Source organism: Thermonema lapsum (genome assembly GCF_011761635.1).
GTDB classification, from domain to species: Bacteria; Bacteroidota; Bacteroidia; order Cytophagales; family Thermonemataceae; genus Thermonema; species Thermonema lapsum.
Genome location: NZ_JAASRN010000001.1, coordinates 444386 through 460997, shown reverse-complemented (window position 1 = coordinate 460997; position 16612 = coordinate 444386). Strand labels below are relative to the sequence as shown.

The following is a 16612-nucleotide window of genomic DNA, read 5'->3' as shown; positions in this document are numbered from 1 at the left end:
TCTAAAAAAAGGAGGCGGGGTTTAGTCCTGTCTCCTTTTTTTTTTTTATTTATTGAAAACATCGATAGGCACACGTTTACAGAAGCTTTCGATTAGCTGCTTGTAAAAAGGAGAAAGGCAAAGGATGGAGGCTGCCCCCAGCAATATAAACTGCTCTTTTGCCCTGCTTATGGCTACGTTCAGTTTTCTGTCCACTGTGCCGTGTATATCCAACGCTTCGATGCTCTGCAGATGGCGTGGATGATTGACCGCCGCACTCATGATGATAAGGCGTCGTTCACTTCCTTGGAAACGCTCTACAGTATCGATGGTAATATGGCTTGCCAGCGACGTCGGCAGTTTGCTTTTGATATGAGCAATTTGTGCTCGAAAAGGAGCAATTACTCCGATGTCTTCAGGTAGGCAATCGGGATGTAGGCGCAAGTAGTCCTCAATCAAGCGTACTGTCAGAGTAGCCTCTTGTTCATGTACTTTGGGCTGCTCTTCGGCATCGGTGGGGATGAACACCAAGCGACCGCTGTCAAAAATTGGGTGCCCTGTGGCAGGCAATGGTGTCTTCTGTTGGGAAGTGGCAGCCTTGAGCTGTTTGTAGAAAAGCGTATTGAATGCGTGCATGATGTCTTCATGACAACGGAAGTGTTCTTTTAACATGCCGTAAGCCTCTGTCCAGCCTTTTTGTTGTGCATTGTAAAGCAGCCGCTCAAACAGAGAGAGGTGTAGGGGATAAAGACCGTTTTCTTGGAGTAGTTCTTTATCTTTGTTTTTTGATTTACTTTGTTTTTCAAAGTTAGTATCCTCTTCTTGTGTTTCTTGCATTACTACAGCCGGCAGTTGTTTTTCATCTCCAATTAGTATGAAGCGTTTGCAATGGGCAATCAGTCCACAGAGATGAGCTTCTAAAAGCTGAGAGGCTTCATCGACAATGAGGGTGTCGATGTTGCCACAAAGAGGCTTGTATCGGGCAAAGGAGCTGACAGTGGATACCCATACTCTGCAGTGGCGCAAACGTTCAAGCAATGCGTGTGCGTCTTCTTCTTTTTGATGTAGCCGATAGGGTATCAACTTTTCTTCATTAGAACCCATGCCCAGCCGTACAAAGGGGATTTCTGCTTGATGCAGCTTGAGAGCAATCTCATCGGTTGCCCGATTGGTGAAGGCTATGAGTGCAATGGTTTCTGTTGTGTAGTGATATAAATATTCAGCCATTTTGCGAAGCAGGGCTGAGGTCTTACCTGTGCCGGGTGGTCCTTGAAGCAGATAATAATCTTGGGCAGCGAGTGCTCGTTGCAGCTCCGCTTTTTGTGTGGAAGTAAGTTCTTGAAAACGCTCACTTAATTGAGGTAGAGGAGCGAAGCGGGGGCGTTCCTGTCCGTAAATCAAGGCTTTTTTGCGTGCATCGGCTTGCAAGAAAGCGCCAAGTGATTGGAATAAAGGCGTAAAGGTGGTTTCAATCCAATCGCTTTCCATGCACCAATAAGGGCGTTGTTTGAAGATAGCGGGGTCCACAAAGCGGTTTCGTAATTTGACTACAAACTGTCCAGCATCGACCTTGTCCAACATGCCACGCAAGATGGGGTGCCCGGTGGGGTTGTCTCGGTAGTCTTCGGGATAAAGCAATACTATATCCCCTTCTCGAAAAGCTACGGTGTTGTGTTTATCTTGGCGACTTTGTAAGCAAAGGCGAGCGGTAGCAAGCTCCCATTGTTTGACCATCAGCCCTTCGGCAAAATTGAAATCGTTGGTTTTGCTACTGGCAGGTTCCTGCCATAATGCAGCGAAACCTTTTGAGGTATGGTTAGAAGCAAAGCTTCCAATTTTGGCAGTACGCAGTTCGCGCGCAAGAAAAGCGCTGTGGGCGGCAATGTATGCTTGGTCGAGAGTAGAAGCTGCCTGCCATGTATGGATAAAATTGCGTATTGGTTCCTGTAAAAAATTTGGCAGGCTGCTATTGCGGATTTGCTCCAGCATGCGCCCCATAGTGTCCGAAGTCATTCTACACAAAAGACGCTCATAAAAAACAATGTGATTGCGTATTTGCAAAAGCAGTTGCTTTTCATAGAGTAGGTCGCCGCAGTCGCGTAGTCCTTCCTTATCCATGCGTACATAGAATACGGCACTATTGCCACGCCGTTGGGGGGTGGCATCTTCAAGCAGCAAATTGTAAGCCGATACTTGCAACAAGTGATTATCCCAAATGTGGTATGAGGGAGGTTTTCCGCTTTTGAGCTCTATGATGTTTTGATGCTGTGGTGTTTTTTTGTCTATCAAAAGCAGGTCTATGCGTCCCTGAAGTCCATAAAAAGGGGCGTAAAAGTGCGGTTCGGTGAGGGTATGCCATTTGCCGGAGGTATATTGGGGGATGATATTTTTTATATTTTTAAAATATCTTTGGAGTTCAGAGTAAATATGTGCTTCTGTTATTTCTTCTTCCTTTAATTGCCTCTGCAAAAGCACGAGTTCGGTTTTTTTGCTGTCAAGTACTTGCCGAATGGCATCATTTTCTTCTATATCTGGATTGCTTATGAATAAATCGAAGAGTTCGTTGGTAAGGTTTCCTAAAAAAGCAGCCAATGAGGGCGGTTGATTAAGGAAACGGTTTACAAGTGCAAGAAGGGGTAGTGTGCTAAAGCGGTGATAGCATTGCGCAATGGTGGATACATCTACGAGGTAATCGGGCTCTACAATAAGCAGGGATTCGTCAGTGGTTTGCCAGCCTTCGGGGCTGTGTATCAGCTGCGTGAGGTGAATGGATTGGTTGGGAGAAACAAATTTAATGGTTTCGGTGAGTTTGAATGTGTAGCGGCGGGTGCCGTCGGGAGATGAGTAGGGTATGTCTCTTATTAGAATGCTTGTTTCGCCAAGTTCCGGACTGATGCCTTCTACTTTCCAGAAGGTGTTGTTGTAAGGGGTAGGGCTTTTGGTTACGAGCAAGCGCACTTTTGACGAGTGTTCATGTGAGCTGGGGAGTTGTGGTGATAGTACATGCTCCTTAAGCTGCTCTTGCAGCTTAGGAGGTACAGGAGTGCCAGAACAGGTTTTTATCCATTGGGTAATGATAAAGAGAGCATCTTGCCAGTCTTCGGTGGAGATGCGCTGCCCGCTTGTTGCTTTGAGAAAAAGGTATTTTAGTCGATTGAAATGACGGTGCCATATTTGGGGTAGCCGGCACGCTTCGATGATAAAATTGAGGCGGTCGTAGAAATGGTAGAAGAAGCGCCTGTTTTCCATGTTTCGACATAGGGTAATGGCAAGCTCTTCGCTGATGTTTTTGTAGTCCCATAATTTTTGTGCGTCGGAGGTGGTGGTATTTCGGATTACTTCGTGGCAACTTTCGTAAAAATATTGGGCATCTACGGGGCTAAGCATAGAATGTTTTGGAGTTTGTTTTTGTTTTACCAATAATAGCAATAAAATAAAGCGCTTTCATCATGTGTGGGATTCATTTTAGAGTGGACCAATTTGAAAACCGCTGCACACGCTGTGGCAAGTTGCTTATGGGGGAAAATACTTATTTTGAAGAGGAGCAGTTGTGTGAAAATTGTATGTTGCTGGAAGGGGAGGAGATTATCGAAAATGTAGATAATGTAGAGCGTGAAGATGAAACTAAAACAAAGCCGGAAAAATAATTTCCGGCTTATTCGGCTTTCTTTTCAGAGGTGTTTTGCTTTTGCTTGTTTTTGCGGGGACGGCTTACGCCATAGGTTCCACGCCAAATTTTACCTCTTTTAGTTCTTCTATCGCCTTTTCCCATGATGAAAATTGGTTTTAGAAGTAAAAGCTACGGCAAAGATAAGCTTTATTTTTGGGTTTGTCAATCTTATTTATTTAAAAATACTTTGACTTTAAAAGTAAATAAACAATAAAACACAAAACAACACAATCACAAGCCAACGAATTTTTTTAATATTGCATAAAAAGCAGTTGTATGCTACAAATCATAGAATGCCCACGCGATGCTATGCAAGGGATAAAAACTTTTATTCCTACAGAAAAGAAAGTTCAGTACCTTAATTTGCTGTTAAAAGTAGGGTTTCATACGTTAGACTTCGGCAGCTTTGTTTCTCCGAAGGCAATTCCTCAAATGAGCGATACACACGAAGTGGTCAAGCAGCTGGAGGGTGGAAGCAATACCAAGTTGTTGGCTATTGTAGCAAATGAGCGAGGGGCAATTGAAGCCTGTCAGTATCCCCAAATACAATATTTAGGCTTTCCTTTGTCGGCTTCGGAGACGTTTCAGCAGCGCAATACCAACAAATCAATTCAAGAAGCTCTGCAAACTGTTGCGCGTATCCAACAATTATGTGAGGAACACGGGAAAAAAGCTGTGATTTACATATCTATGGGTTTTGGCAATCCCTATGGTGACCCTTACAGTCCGGAGTTGGTATGTGCGCTCATCGAGAAAATTAAAGTCATGCAAATAGATACAGTATCACTGGCAGATACTGTAGGTAGCGCTTCTGTAAAAGACATAGAAGAGCTTTATAGCTTGGCAGCCCGTTTGTTTCCCAGTATGACCTTAGGTATACATTTACATTCGCGTCGTGAAGAAGTAAAAGAGAAGGTACATGCAGCTTATGCAGCCGGCTGCCGCCGCTTCGACGCCGCGCTCCGTGGATTTGGTGGCTGCCCCATGGCTAAAGACGAACTGGTGGGAAATCTGGACACAGAATTGTTGATAGAAGCACTTCGGGAGGTAAAAGCGCCTTTACCACCGATTGATGAGGAAGCTTTGGCAGAGGCAAAACGCTATTCCTTAGAAATTTTTTAACTTTTTTGTAGCTTTATTTTTTGAATATTGAGTATTATGCAAGTAAGTGTTGATTTATTTATTCCTTGTTTTGTGGACCAAATAGCCCCCGATATTGGGTTTAGCATGATTAAAATACTGGAAAAAGTGGGATGTTCTGTGCACTACAATCCCAATCAGACTTGTTGCGGACAACCTGCTTTCAATGCTGGTTTTTTTTCAGAGGCAGAAGAGGTAGCCTCAAAATTTGTAGCTGATTTCCGTCAGGCATTAGAGCGTGAGCATCATTATATAGTAGCGCCGTCGGCTTCATGCGTGGGTATGGTGCGTAACCAGTATGAGCGGCTGTTGGCAGGCAGCTTACAAAAAGAATATCTTTTTGCCCTTGAAAATAAGATATTTGAATTGTGCGAATTTCTGGTAGATGTATTGGAAATAGACCGTGTACCCGGAGCCTATTATAAGGCAAAAGCCGTTTATCACGACAGCTGCAGTGCTTTGCGGGAGTGTATGATTTATGATGCGCCTCGTAAGCTGCTTGCTAATGTGGAAGGGCTCGAGCTTTACTCCTTGGAGTACGCTCAGGAGTGCTGTGGTTTCGGCGGCACATTCTCTGCCAAATTTCCCGCTATCGCTGCCGGAATGGCTATGCAAAAGGTAGAAGATGCTCTAAAGCAAGGCGCAGATGTAATTATTTCTTCTGATTTTTCCTGCCTTCTTCATCTTGACGGCTATATTCAAAAACATCAAAAGAATATACAAACGAGACATATTGCCGATATTTTGGCTTCTGGATGGTGATAGCAGTTGCGCAATAAGCACAAAATTGTGTATCTTCAAAGAAGGAAGCCCGAGACTTTAATTTCTGTAATGATGATATCTGGCAAAACAGTCCTGCCCTTTTTAGCAAACATGAAAATAGAGCAAGTGATTCTCTATTTTCATGGGAAATTGAGCAATGAAATGCTTCAATATTTCATTAAAATCATGGATTTGGAGCTTATAGCGCGAGATGTGCAAAAAAACCAAAGGAAGCGTATTATCTCTGTGATGATTGAGAGTTTGCAAAATGTCATTCACTATAATTCCAGATTACATCAAGAGGGGCAAAATATAGAAAAAGATACTTATTTTGTGTTTTTTGAACCAGTACAGGGGAGTACAGACTATTTTCTGTTGGTGGCAAATCCGATAAAAATAGGTGATGCTTCAGAGCTAAAGCAACGCTTGGATACTATTAAAAACAAGACAGAGGAGAGTCTGCATGAAGAACAGCTACGCATACTGGAAGAAAAGAGCGTGCCAGCAGATGGAAACCAAAAGCAGGGAGCCGGCATAGGTTTGATAGATATGGCTCGAAGATGCAATGGTAATTTTGATTATCATTTTTATGATTTTAAAGATAATTTTAAGTATTTTACTATACAATTTGTGTTTAACGAGCGGTAAAAAAACTAATAGCCTATGGAAGACTTATACTTCGAAGCTACCAATAAAACTCCCAAAGTGAGCTTCTGTGCATCTGATGGAAAGCTGGCAATCATAGGGCGTTCAATCCCTGAAAACTCGTATAAGTTTTATGAGCCTATACTTCAATGGCTGGATGAGTATATGGACAATCCTGCCAAAGAAACAGAGCTTACGTTTAAGTTGGATTACTTCAATACCAGCTCTTCGATGTACATCCTAGGTATATTGAAAAAGCTGGAGTTTCTGTATGAAAAGGGGCACCCTGTACAGGTGAAATGGTATTACGATATTGAAGACGAAGATATGATGCAAACAGGGGAAGACCTCAAGCAAATCGTCAAGCTGCCTATAGAAATACTGGAGATAGACCAGAAGGAGGTATAATCACTTTTGATAAAGAGCTTTCATTCCTTTTGCAAAGGGTGCTCGAGGGTTGGGGTAGTGTATCCATCCATATGCCGAATTCTGTTCCATCAAGTAGTCGTTCATTATTTTCTGTGCCAAAGGTACGTTGCCTTGCTCCATGGCAATGATAGCCAGAAAAAGGTCTTTGTGCATCGATTGCAGAATGATTTGGTAGTCTTTTATAAAAGGGCTGCTAACGGGTGTTTGCTTCTTGTGAAGTAACCATACGGTGGTGGAATCAAATTTATTTAGTTCAATGGCATATCTATCTGGGTGTCCGGGTGCAGGCAAGTATATTCGTTGCTTGTCGCTTATATAAAGCAAATCACCGTCTGCAAACTTGGCTTGTTGTTCTTTCCATTCTTTTTCCTTGCTTTTTTTGTCTAACAAGTAAATGAAGGGGCTACATATGATGAGATTGAGCAAAATGATAATTAGTGCCAAAAAACCCATTTGTTCGCCATACTGCCTTCTGACCTTTTCTTGATTTGCTTGTTTTTCAAAGAAAGCACGCCATGCTTTTTGTTTGTTTTGACGTTCTTGTTCTATAATGTGTGCCCATTGAACGTATAAGAAATCCTGCTGGTAATTATATTGTGCACGTAAATGCTCATTAGAGAGTACTTTGTATGCCTCGTTTATTTTTTTGAACTGTTCTGTCCCTTGCGGGTTGACATCTGGATGATACTTTTTTGCCAGCTTTCTGTATGCTTGTTTGATTTCTTCCGGGGTGGCATCGCGTCTTACTCCTAATATTTTGTAATAATCGTCCATTGATAGATAAGGCTTTAAGCAAAAAGATACGCAATACAGCGATAATAAAAAAGGAGACCGAAGTAAAAAACGGTCTCCTTTGGAGTTGAAATGTGCTGTGTGTATGTTTAATGGGAAAGAAGAAGCTTCTTTATCTTGTGATAAATTTCGGTGTTGTGGTAAAAGCCTTGAAACTCCTCAGCACCGGGACCAAAAGCGAATACAGGTACTGGCTCTGCCGTATGTTCAGTAGTGATGAATTTACCTTCGACGGTTCTTTTCTCCAGAGAACCATTGACCAAAGCAAAGCCCCCTGTTTCATGGTCGGCAGTAATAATCACTAATGTATTACCGTCTTTTTCAGCAAAATCGAGCACAGCCTCTATTGTATTGTCAAAATCAAGCATTTCTTCTACAATATATTGCGTGTCGTTATTATGACCGCCCCAGTCTATTTGAGAGCCTTCTATCATTAAAAAAAAGCCTTTGGGGTTTCTATTCAGTGTTTCAATGGCTATTAAGGCAGCTTTTTTCAGTAGGTCGCCTCGTCCTTGGCTGTATCGAGGCAAGCTGTTTTCTGCCAGTAGCGCTGCCAAGGGCTGTGGCGCACGATATTTAAGCAAATCTTCTTTGCTTAAAGCTACAAAGTAACCCTTCGCTTTTAGAGAGTCGATGAGATTGCGCCCATCTTTGCGTTTCATAAAAAACTTTTGCCCGCCGCCAATGAATACATCCACCGGGGTTTTCAAAAAATCGAGTGCTATTTCTTCTTCCATCTTGCGGGATTTTTGATGGGCAATGAAAGCAGCGGGGGTGGCATGCGTAACGCTGGAAGTGGCTACCAGTCCGGTTGCCAATCCTTGTGCTTCGGCTTCTTCAAGGATGGTTTTTACGGGTTTTCCTGTGCTGTCAACGCCTATGGCGCCATTAAAGGTTTTTTGTCCTATAGAGAAGGCAGTGGCACCAGCAGCTGAGTCTGTTACATAGTCATCAGCAGAGTTGGTCTTTGATAAACCAATTATGGGGCATCGTTCTAAGGCAAGATGACCACCTTTTGCTGTCATGCCCGCATATATTTGGGCAAGCCCCATGCCGTCGCCAATCATAAGAATTACCTTGCGTGGCTTTTGCTGTGCATAGGTATTGAGGAGTGTAAAAAGAAACAAAAAGGGTAGTAATCGTTTCATAAGGTTTTTGTTTTGATTACCGTTGCAATTTTAAGAAATAAAGTTAAGAATCAAAGGAGATAACGTTTAAGCATTGGCAGCCATTGTGGTATAATTTGATAATAATTTCCAGCCTGTACTTGCACGATGCCTTTGACTTCCAATTGCAACAGTGCAGTATAGAGTTCTGGCAGTGCACATTCGGCATGTATGTTAAAAGCTTCCATGTTCATCCGGTAGTCTGTTGCTTCCAGTAATAACTTGACAATATGGCGTTCAATTGTCGATAATTCTGGCAGATTTGTTTCTCTATGTGCAGCAGTAGCCTCGTCCCATCCCATGAGACGGACCAAGTCGCTGGCTTCTTCAATTAAGTGAGCTTGTTGTGTTTTAATCAGAAAGTGGCAACCTTGTGAAGTGTCGTGAAAGATAGAGCCTGGCACCGCCATCACTTCTCTATTGTAGTCATTTGCTAAGCGGGCAGTAATCAGTGCCCCGCCTTTTCTTCTTGCTTCGACCACTACCACTACATCGGCAAGACCGGCTATGATGCGGTTACGGGCAGGGAACAAAGCTGGGTGTATTGAGGTATGGGGAGGAGATTCACTGAGCAGTAAACCGCCATTTTTTAAAATAGCTTTGGCTATTTTCACATGTTCGGGAGGATATATTTTGTCCAATCCGCCTGCCAGAACTGCTACCGTTGGTATACCGTTTTCAATAGACTTTTGATGTGCATAAACATCAATGCCATAGGCAAGCCCACTTAACGAGACAAAAGAATATTTTTGTAAATCTTTAAAAAAAGAATCTATGAAGTAATACCCATACGTGGTCGGTTTTCGAGTGCCTACTACTGCTATGGCGGGGCGGTTCAGTACATCAATGGCGCCGATGTAGTATAAGACCAAAGGAGCATCAGGGATTTCCTTTAGTCGATAGGGGTAAGCAGGCGAAGTGATGGTAGTGATTTGAATGTTTAGCTTTTGGCAATGCTTTATGATTTCATTTGCTTGATGCAACCATTTTTCTTTATGACGTAGCTCGGCTACTATACGATTGCCTATGCCTTGTACACTCTTTACTTTGCCTGGAGGAACTGAGAATACATTTTCTGCGCTTCCAAATGCTTGGATTAGCAGGCGTCCCAAAATATTCCCTACCTTTGGAATGAGAGTTAAAGCAACTTCATAGATTTTAGGGGAGTTCATTGCGCAGCATTTGAAGGAAAGACTTTACTTTCTTCAATGACTCAATAGCCTCTGCTTTTTTCTTTAGCTCGTTTTTGTGCTCACACAAATACTTGTTAGCACCCTCTATAGTAAAGCCTTTGTGCTTAAGCAGATAGTAAATAAGTTGCAAGTCTTTGATATCACCCTCGGTGAAACGACGCTCACCGTTGGCGTTTCTTTTGATTTGCAAAAAGGGGAACTCTGATTCCCAGTAACGAATCACAGAAGTGTCTACCCCTAAGAAGGAAGCTACTTCTCCAATGGAGTAGTAATGTTTCCTCGGTAAAGAAGAGGTGCTTTTGAACAAATGTTCATCTGCATTTATAGGGGAAGACATGATGAGGATTTTTAAAATCTTTTGAATAGATGCTTAAACAAAGCTAATAAAAACTTAGTATAACAACAAATATATTGCAATATTTTTTTAGGAAGGCATTCGCCTTCCTAAAGTCTATAAAACAGAATGTAAATAAATTCTATTGAATCTTTTCTATGAGCATAAGTGTAGATTCTCCTTCTCTATACTTATATCCGATACCAAAGGGCAAGGGCTTTACCTTTTCGTTACTATGGTACAAGTCGTAGAGGTCTTTTTGATACCAGTCTTTAAATAAAGCAATGGGGCGGGTATAGCTTCCGTACAGTTGAATGTGCCAATGTCCGTCAGTAAAGAAGCGCAACGGTATGCCTGAGTCATCTTGAAGTACAAATTGTGACTTCTCTAAAATAAAACTGCGTATATGGGAAAAGTAGTTTTTGTGCATTAAATAAGAAGCTGACTTAAGGAAAGTGGTAGAGATGGGCTGTTTTTGCAGCCACTTGTAAAGGGGAGCATTTGGGGTGAAGTGGCTGTCGGATAAGTCAGCTGAAAAATAAAACAATTCTTTTTCGGCTTGTGCATTGCCCTGCGGAGCAAATACGATGCGCACTGCTTGGGTATTGAAAGTGTCAGAGGGAGTGAGTGTACCATCCGAAGTGAGTACCATCGGTTGTATATCCTTGATTTTATAATCAAGCTGTTTGAGAAAGACCAGTAATAGGTGTATGGTACCATTTAGCTCTTCGACACGCTTGCCGGTCAGGTCTACTTTCATGCTAAGTGTGCGAAAGAAACTAAGATTCAAAATATGATACATGGACTTTTCCAAAGAAATGAAGTACTCCTTCATCTCTTCCTCACTCATCTGTGAAAAAGGAGGTAGAGAACCCACTGGTTCAAGCCCTATCATATAGTAGCTTTCAAAAGCAGGGAAGAAAAGTGCCGCATGAAGGATGTCTGCGCCGGCAAAAGGATAAAAACATCCACCATCTATTTGATTGGCTTTTTTTAGCTCCTCTTTTGCCCATTCTTTTAAGATATAGAATTTGCTGCTTTTATCTTGCCATGTTTTTTGTATGTTCTTACTGTATGTTTGCCATGCTTGTGATTGGATAACTTCTTTAAGTGTATCGTTAGTTGGCGTAATACCCGACATGACGGAAGCTAAGGCGTCATAATAAGTATTTTTGTATTCTTTTTTTTCCTCTTTTTTGATTTTTACTGTGTCTTTTTGAACGTTTAGTTCTTTTTCATCCTTTTTAGAGTTATCGCATGACACTAATAGCACTAAAGAGGTAAGAAACAAATAAACAATCTTCTTCATCATAGTTTATTTTTTTTACTAAAACGATAGACAATATACCCTATAAATAACCATAATAATGAAGCCATAGACTCATAAGTACGGCTCTTGAGTAAGAAATACATGGTCCAGCCGGTGCCAGCGAGAAATATAAGCGGCACAAAAGGGTAACCCCATGTTTTGTACGTAGGAGTATGGTCATAAAGACCTTTGCTTTTGGCGAGTATCAGTCCCAGTACTGTAAGAAAGGTGAATGTGTCTAATATAAAAGCAATTGCATAAAGTATGGATTCGAAAGATGCTGAAAGAATCAAAATCAATGCAACACTTGATTGAAAGAGAATTGCATAGGTGGGTACTCCCCCTGGGTTTTTGTAGGCAAAGAAATGAAATAATTGTAAGTCTTCACCAATTACTTGGGATACTCTCGGACCTGCCCACGTCATGGCACTGATAGAAGAAACCAAAATGATGGCTATCATGAAAGCCATCATTTTGGCACCTGCGTCGCCTAAAAAAACCTTGGCAGAGAGGTAGCCTACATCTATGGGTTCTGGGTTGGCTGCTTGCATGCTTGCCAGTTCCTCTAAATTGAGTGTCGTTAGGAATACTATATGCAAAAGAAGGTACAGTGTGGCAACCAAACCGGCACCGATAAGCAGAGAACGCGACACGTTGATATGTGGCTTGTTTACCTCATTGGCAATGTAAGCACTGGCGTTCCAGCCCGAATAGGCAAATGACACAAAGGCAAGCGAGATAGCAAAGCCACCGCTAAATACCAAATCCCAATCGCCGTTTCGAATTTTTAGGGTATGGATAAGTGGCGCCGGTGCCAGCCAAAATCCAAGCCCTATAAAAAACAATAAGAAGCCTACTTTGATGCCGGTAGAGTAATTTTGAAAGATGCCGCTCAGCTCCACACTGCGCAAATGGATGAGGGTTATGAAAATAAGTACAACTACTGCATAGGTTTGTATGCTTGCCCAGGGAAAGACACTAAAAAAATAGGTTCCAAAAGCTACGGCACTTAAAGCCACTGGTGCGGCAAAGCCCACTGTCATAGATACCCAACCGGATAAGAAACCGATTACCGGATGATAAATTCTTGATAAGTAGTGATATTCGCCGCCGGAACGCGGAAAACGGCTTGCCAATTCTCCGTAAGAGAGGGCTCCACACAATGCAACAATACCTCCTACCAGCCACAACATGAGGATGGGAAAGGCTGAAGGCGTTGCTTTAGCTTGGTATCCTAAGCTGGTAAAAACGCCGGTGCCAATCATGTTGGCAACTACTACAGCAATAGCTGTCTGCAAACTGACTTTTGCTTTTTTGATTTGATGGGGTGGATTTGTGTCTTTCATGTAGAGTTTGCCTTATTCCAAAGATTGGTTCTCTATGGATGCAAGTTCTAAAATTTTATTGTATTCTTCATCGCTAAGTTCGCTAAAGAAGTAGTAAACAGGATTCACGGGTTCACCTTTGTAGTGCACCTCATAGTGCAGGTGAGGAGCTGTGGACAATCCTGTGCTTCCTACATAGCCAATACATTGCCCTCGCTTTACTTTTTGCCCGGGCTTGACATTAAAGCGCGACAGATGCGCGTAAAGTGTTACGTATCCGTATCCATGGTCTATACGCACCTCTTTGCCGTATCCTCCGTAGGAGCTTGCTACTACCGACACGACCCCATCGGCAGTAGCATAGATGGGAGTACCTGTAGGAGCGGCGAAGTCTATGCCACTGTGAAACTGAAGTACCTTATAGATGGGATGATAACGATAACCGAAGCCGGAGGTTAAGCGCGTGAGCTGTTTGTTGGATATTGGCTGTATGGCAGGGATATGCGCCAACATTTTATCCTTCTCTTTGGCAAGCTTTACAAGTTCATCATACGATTTGCTTTGTATGTAAACCATTCTCTTGAGGCGGTCCACTTTTTTGCGCAATTCCAAAACGCTCTCTGTCGTAGGAGTTTTGCGGCTAAATAGCTCTTTGTAATGGTCTGTGCCACCAAAGCCTGCTTGTCGCACAGTAGAAGGTATGGTATCAACAGCAAAGATAACTCGATATATTTTGTTGTCTCTTTCTTCGAGGCTTGCCAGCACCTTATGCAATTGTTCCACCTCTTTATGAAGGGCTTCAAACTGCACGCGCAGCTCTTCGTTTTCTTGTTCTAACTGACCTTCTCGGAAGGTTTTATAGTATTTACTGTAAAAAATGGATATGAAAATGCCAAGTACAAAGGCAAGTGCCAAAAAGCCTAAGGCGTTCAGTATGTAATCAATAGGTCTTGTTCTTACACGCTCATACTTGCAGGTTTGAGTGTCGTAATAGTACTTAATCTTTGCCATACAGCTTTTTTCTGTTAATTTATTCTATCGCAAAAGTATAAAATATTACACTGTCCCTAAAGTAGATTTGCTTTATATCATACGCAAAAGCCATCCGGCAGTTGTTGATAGGTGCTTTATCTGCTAATTTTACATAAAATTGCGCTTTCATTGAAAGAAACTAAATTTGCATATTCAACTTTCATAACTGATTGAAAAAATGATGAATGCTAACGAAATCAGAGATAAGTTTTTAAAGTTTTTCGAGTCGAAAGGACACTTGATTGTGCCTTCTGCCCCCATTGTAATGAAAGACGACCCTACTTTGATGTTTATGAACTCGGGCATGGCTCAGTTCAAAGATTATTTTCTCGGATATAAAACTCCACCAGCACCACGTATCGCCGATACTCAAAAGTGCCTGCGTGTAACAGGCAAACACAATGACCTTGAAGACGTAGGGCACGATACCTACCATCATACCTTCTTCGAGATGCTCGGCAACTGGTCTTTTGGTGACTACTTCAAAAAGGAAGCCATAGAATGGGCATGGGAATTACTTACGGAAGTGTATCATCTGCCCAAAGAGCGTCTTTATGTAACTGTTTTCGGAGGCGACCCGGAAGAAGGGCTGGAGGCAGATGAAGAAGCCAGAGCACTATGGAAAAACATTGTACCAGAAGATAGAATACTATACGGGTCAAAAAAAGATAATTTTTGGGAGATGGGAGACACCGGTCCTTGTGGTCCCTGCTCGGAGATACACATAGACCTGCGTGATGAAGAAGAAATAGCACAGCTGCCCGGTAAAGCGTTGGTCAATAAAGACCATCCGCTGGTTATAGAAATATGGAACCTTGTATTCATGGAATATGAACGCATGAGCAACGGGGAGCTGCGCCGCTTACCTGCCAAACATATAGATACAGGCATGGGCTTTGAACGCTTATGTATGGTTGTGCAAGGCAAGAAGTCAAATTATGATACTGACCTCTTCCAGCCCGTCATTCAAGCAGTAGCAAAAAAATCAGGCTTTGTCTATGGCAGCGATGCTAAAATAGATGTTGCCATGCGTGTGATTGCTGACCACGTGCGGGCAATTACCTTCACCATTGCCGATGGGCAATTGCCCGGAAGTACCGGTGCTGGTTATGTCATTCGTCGTATCTTGCGTCGTGCAGTGCGTTATGGTTATACTTTCCTTGGCTTCCAAGAACCTTTCTTGTTTGAGCTGGTGGATGTCCTCGCCAGTATGTTCAAGGATGTATTCCCTGAGGTGATGCAACAAAAAGAGTTTGTCAGCAATGTGATAAAAGAAGAAGAGCGCTCTTTCTTACGCACACTGGATACCGGCTTGAAGCGTTTGGAACAGTATTTTGAAGCTCATGCCAATGAGCAGGTAGTAGATGGCAAAACCGCTTTTGAACTGTATGATACCTTTGGATTCCCTATTGACCTTACCGCCCTTATAGCCAGAGAACGCAATTTTAGGGTAGATATGGAGGGCTTTGAAAAAGAAATGCAAAAGCAAAAAGAGCGTTCGCGCAATGCTACCGCTTTAGAAACTGGCGATTGGGTGGTGCTTCACCCCGGCAACGAGGTCGATTTTGTAGGCTATGATACGCTATCCTGCGAAACTAAATTACTGAAATATAGAAAAATAAAAGAAGGCAAAAAAACTTTTTACCAATTAGTGTTCAGCCGAACACCTTTTTACCCCGAGGGGGGAGGACAAGTAGGCGACCGTGGTGTAGCCCGCATTATGGGAGAAAATATCCAAATCCCTATCATCAATACCAAAAAGGAAAATGACCTTATCGTGCATTTTACAGATGATGAGCAATGGTTGTCACTTGACGATATCGCCGGAAAGTTGTTTGTATTGGAAGTAAATAAAGAAAAACGTTTGGCTGCCCAGCGCAATCATTCGGCTACTCACTTACTGCACGCTGCCCTCAAAAAAGTGCTGGGCGAGCACGTGGCACAACGTGGTTCGTTGGTTTCTGACGAGGTATTGCGCTTTGACTTCTCTCATTTCTCTGCGCTCACTCAAGAAGAAATTATAACTATAGAAAAAATTGTAAACGAAAAAATTAGAGAAAATATACCGCTTGATGAACGCAGAAATGTGCCCATTCAAGAAGCATTGGCAATGGGTGCTACTGCACTCTTTGGCGAAAAATACGGTGATTATGTGCGGGTGATTACCTTTGATGCAAACTACTCCAGAGAACTTTGTGGAGGAACGCATGTACAAGCTACCGGTGAAATAGGCTACTTTGTCATTGTTTCGGAAAGCTCGGTGGCAGCCGGAGTACGCCGTATAGAAGCCTACACTGGTGGTCAAGCGGTTATTTATGCCCGTCAGCATATAGATGCCGTACAGGAAGCTAAGCGTATGCTCAAAGCCAAAGAGCTGAAAAAAGCAGTTGAGCAGCTCTTTACTGAAAAACAAAACCTAAGTAAAGAAATTGAGCGCCTCAAGGCGGAGAAAGTAAGCACTATCAAGAAAACGCTTTTAGATAAAAAACAAGAAGTTGATGGTGTTAATTATATAGTAGCAAAAGTGGAACTTCCCGATGAAAATGCCCTAAAACAACTGGCTTTTGAGTTGCGCAATCAAGTGGAGAACTTAGCATTGGTCCTTGGTGCCATTGTAGGAAGTAAAGCATTGTTGGCTATCATGCTTTCGGATAGCTTAGTGAAAGACAAGGGGTGGCATGCCGGTAACATAGTAAAAGAAGCTGCCAAAGAAATCAATGGTGGAGGTGGGGGACAACCGTTCTTTGCTACCGCTGGTGGTTCTAAAAAAGAAGGGTTGGAGCAAGCCATTCAAAAGGCTAAAGATTTGTTGAAATAAGCAACCAAAACAGACTTT

14 protein-coding genes and 1 pseudogene are annotated in these 16612 nt (G+C 42.5%); 6 read left to right on the top strand and 9 right to left on the bottom strand.

Annotation, left to right across the window (positions count from 1 at the left end; translation table 11 throughout):
- Positions 1 to 45: 45 nt before the first annotated feature.
- Positions 46 to 3366: a DEAD/DEAH box helicase gene (locus FHS56_RS01965; protein WP_166918200.1), complete on the bottom strand. Its 3321-nt coding sequence runs from the start codon at positions 3364 to 3366 to the stop codon at positions 46 to 48.
- A 62-nt stretch (positions 3367 to 3428) separates the two neighbouring features.
- Here FHS56_RS01965 and FHS56_RS01960 point away from each other — a divergent pair, with 62 nt between their 5' ends.
- Positions 3429 to 3626 (top strand): hypothetical protein, encoded by a 198-nt coding sequence (locus tag FHS56_RS01960; RefSeq protein ID WP_166918199.1) that lies wholly within the window; start codon positions 3429 to 3431, stop codon positions 3624 to 3626.
- A 44-nt stretch (positions 3627 to 3670) separates the two neighbouring features.
- Here the strand turns inward: FHS56_RS01960 and FHS56_RS01955 are convergent.
- A pseudogene (locus FHS56_RS01955) lies at positions 3671 to 3751 on the bottom strand (30S ribosomal protein THX); the annotation flags it as partial.
- A gap of 174 nt (positions 3752 to 3925) precedes the next feature.
- On the opposite strand from FHS56_RS01955, the gene FHS56_RS01950 reads away from it, so the two are divergent.
- From FHS56_RS01950 to FHS56_RS01935, 4 genes are all read left to right on the top strand, one after another.
- Positions 3926 to 4771, top strand: a complete 846-nt coding sequence (locus FHS56_RS01950) for a hydroxymethylglutaryl-CoA lyase (protein WP_166918197.1) — start codon at positions 3926 to 3928, stop codon at positions 4769 to 4771.
- Between the two features lie 36 nt (positions 4772 to 4807).
- Entirely contained in the window at positions 4808 to 5551 is a 744-nt protein-coding gene (locus tag FHS56_RS01945; protein WP_166918196.1) for a (Fe-S)-binding protein, read from the top strand.
- A 111-nt stretch (positions 5552 to 5662) separates the two neighbouring features.
- Positions 5663 to 6199 (top strand): SiaB family protein kinase, encoded by a 537-nt coding sequence (locus tag FHS56_RS01940; protein ID WP_166918195.1) that lies wholly within the window; start codon positions 5663 to 5665, stop codon positions 6197 to 6199.
- A 15-nt stretch (positions 6200 to 6214) separates the two neighbouring features.
- The gene (locus tag FHS56_RS01935; protein ID WP_166918194.1) at positions 6215 to 6604 is read left to right on the top strand and encodes a DUF1987 domain-containing protein; all 390 of its coding nucleotides are present in this window, start codon (positions 6215 to 6217) and stop codon (positions 6602 to 6604) included.
- On the opposite strand, the gene FHS56_RS11965 is transcribed toward FHS56_RS01935, so the two are convergent.
- From FHS56_RS11965 to FHS56_RS01900, 7 genes are all read right to left on the bottom strand, one after another.
- The gene (locus tag FHS56_RS11965) at positions 6605 to 7399 is read right to left on the bottom strand and encodes a DnaJ domain-containing protein (RefSeq protein ID WP_166918193.1); all 795 of its coding nucleotides are present in this window, start codon (positions 7397 to 7399) and stop codon (positions 6605 to 6607) included.
- Between the two features lie 107 nt (positions 7400 to 7506).
- The gene (locus FHS56_RS01925; protein WP_208409613.1) at positions 7507 to 8565 is read right to left on the bottom strand and encodes an alkaline phosphatase; all 1059 of its coding nucleotides are present in this window, start codon (positions 8563 to 8565) and stop codon (positions 7507 to 7509) included.
- Between the two features lie 50 nt (positions 8566 to 8615).
- Entirely contained in the window at positions 8616 to 9755 is a 1140-nt protein-coding gene (gene dprA, locus FHS56_RS01920) for a DNA-processing protein DprA (RefSeq protein ID WP_166918192.1), read from the bottom strand.
- On the bottom strand, positions 9742 to 10113 hold the full coding sequence (locus FHS56_RS01915) for a MerR family transcriptional regulator (RefSeq protein ID WP_166918191.1): 372 nt from the start codon (positions 10111 to 10113) through the stop codon (positions 9742 to 9744). Before FHS56_RS01915 ends, dprA begins: the two co-directional genes overlap by 14 nt.
- 139 nt (positions 10114 to 10252) lie before the next feature.
- Positions 10253 to 11422 carry a hypothetical protein gene (locus FHS56_RS01910; protein WP_166918190.1) on the bottom strand — a complete coding sequence of 390 codons (1170 nt, stop codon included), beginning with the start codon at positions 11420 to 11422 and terminating at the stop codon, positions 10253 to 10255.
- On the bottom strand, positions 11419 to 12765 hold the full coding sequence (locus tag FHS56_RS01905) for an APC family permease (RefSeq protein WP_166918189.1): 1347 nt from the start codon (positions 12763 to 12765) through the stop codon (positions 11419 to 11421). The genes FHS56_RS01910 and FHS56_RS01905 overlap by 4 nt, the downstream gene beginning before the upstream one ends.
- A 12-nt stretch (positions 12766 to 12777) precedes the next feature.
- Positions 12778 to 13755 carry a M23 family metallopeptidase gene (locus FHS56_RS01900; protein WP_166918188.1) on the bottom strand — a complete coding sequence of 326 codons (978 nt, stop codon included), beginning with the start codon at positions 13753 to 13755 and terminating at the stop codon, positions 12778 to 12780.
- A 202-nt stretch (positions 13756 to 13957) separates the two neighbouring features.
- On the opposite strand from FHS56_RS01900, the gene alaS reads away from it, so the two are divergent.
- Complete coding sequence (gene alaS / locus FHS56_RS01895; RefSeq protein WP_166918843.1) at positions 13958 to 16594, top strand: alanine--tRNA ligase; 2637 nt, start codon at positions 13958 to 13960, stop codon at positions 16592 to 16594.
- Positions 16595 to 16612 lie beyond the last annotated feature (18 nt).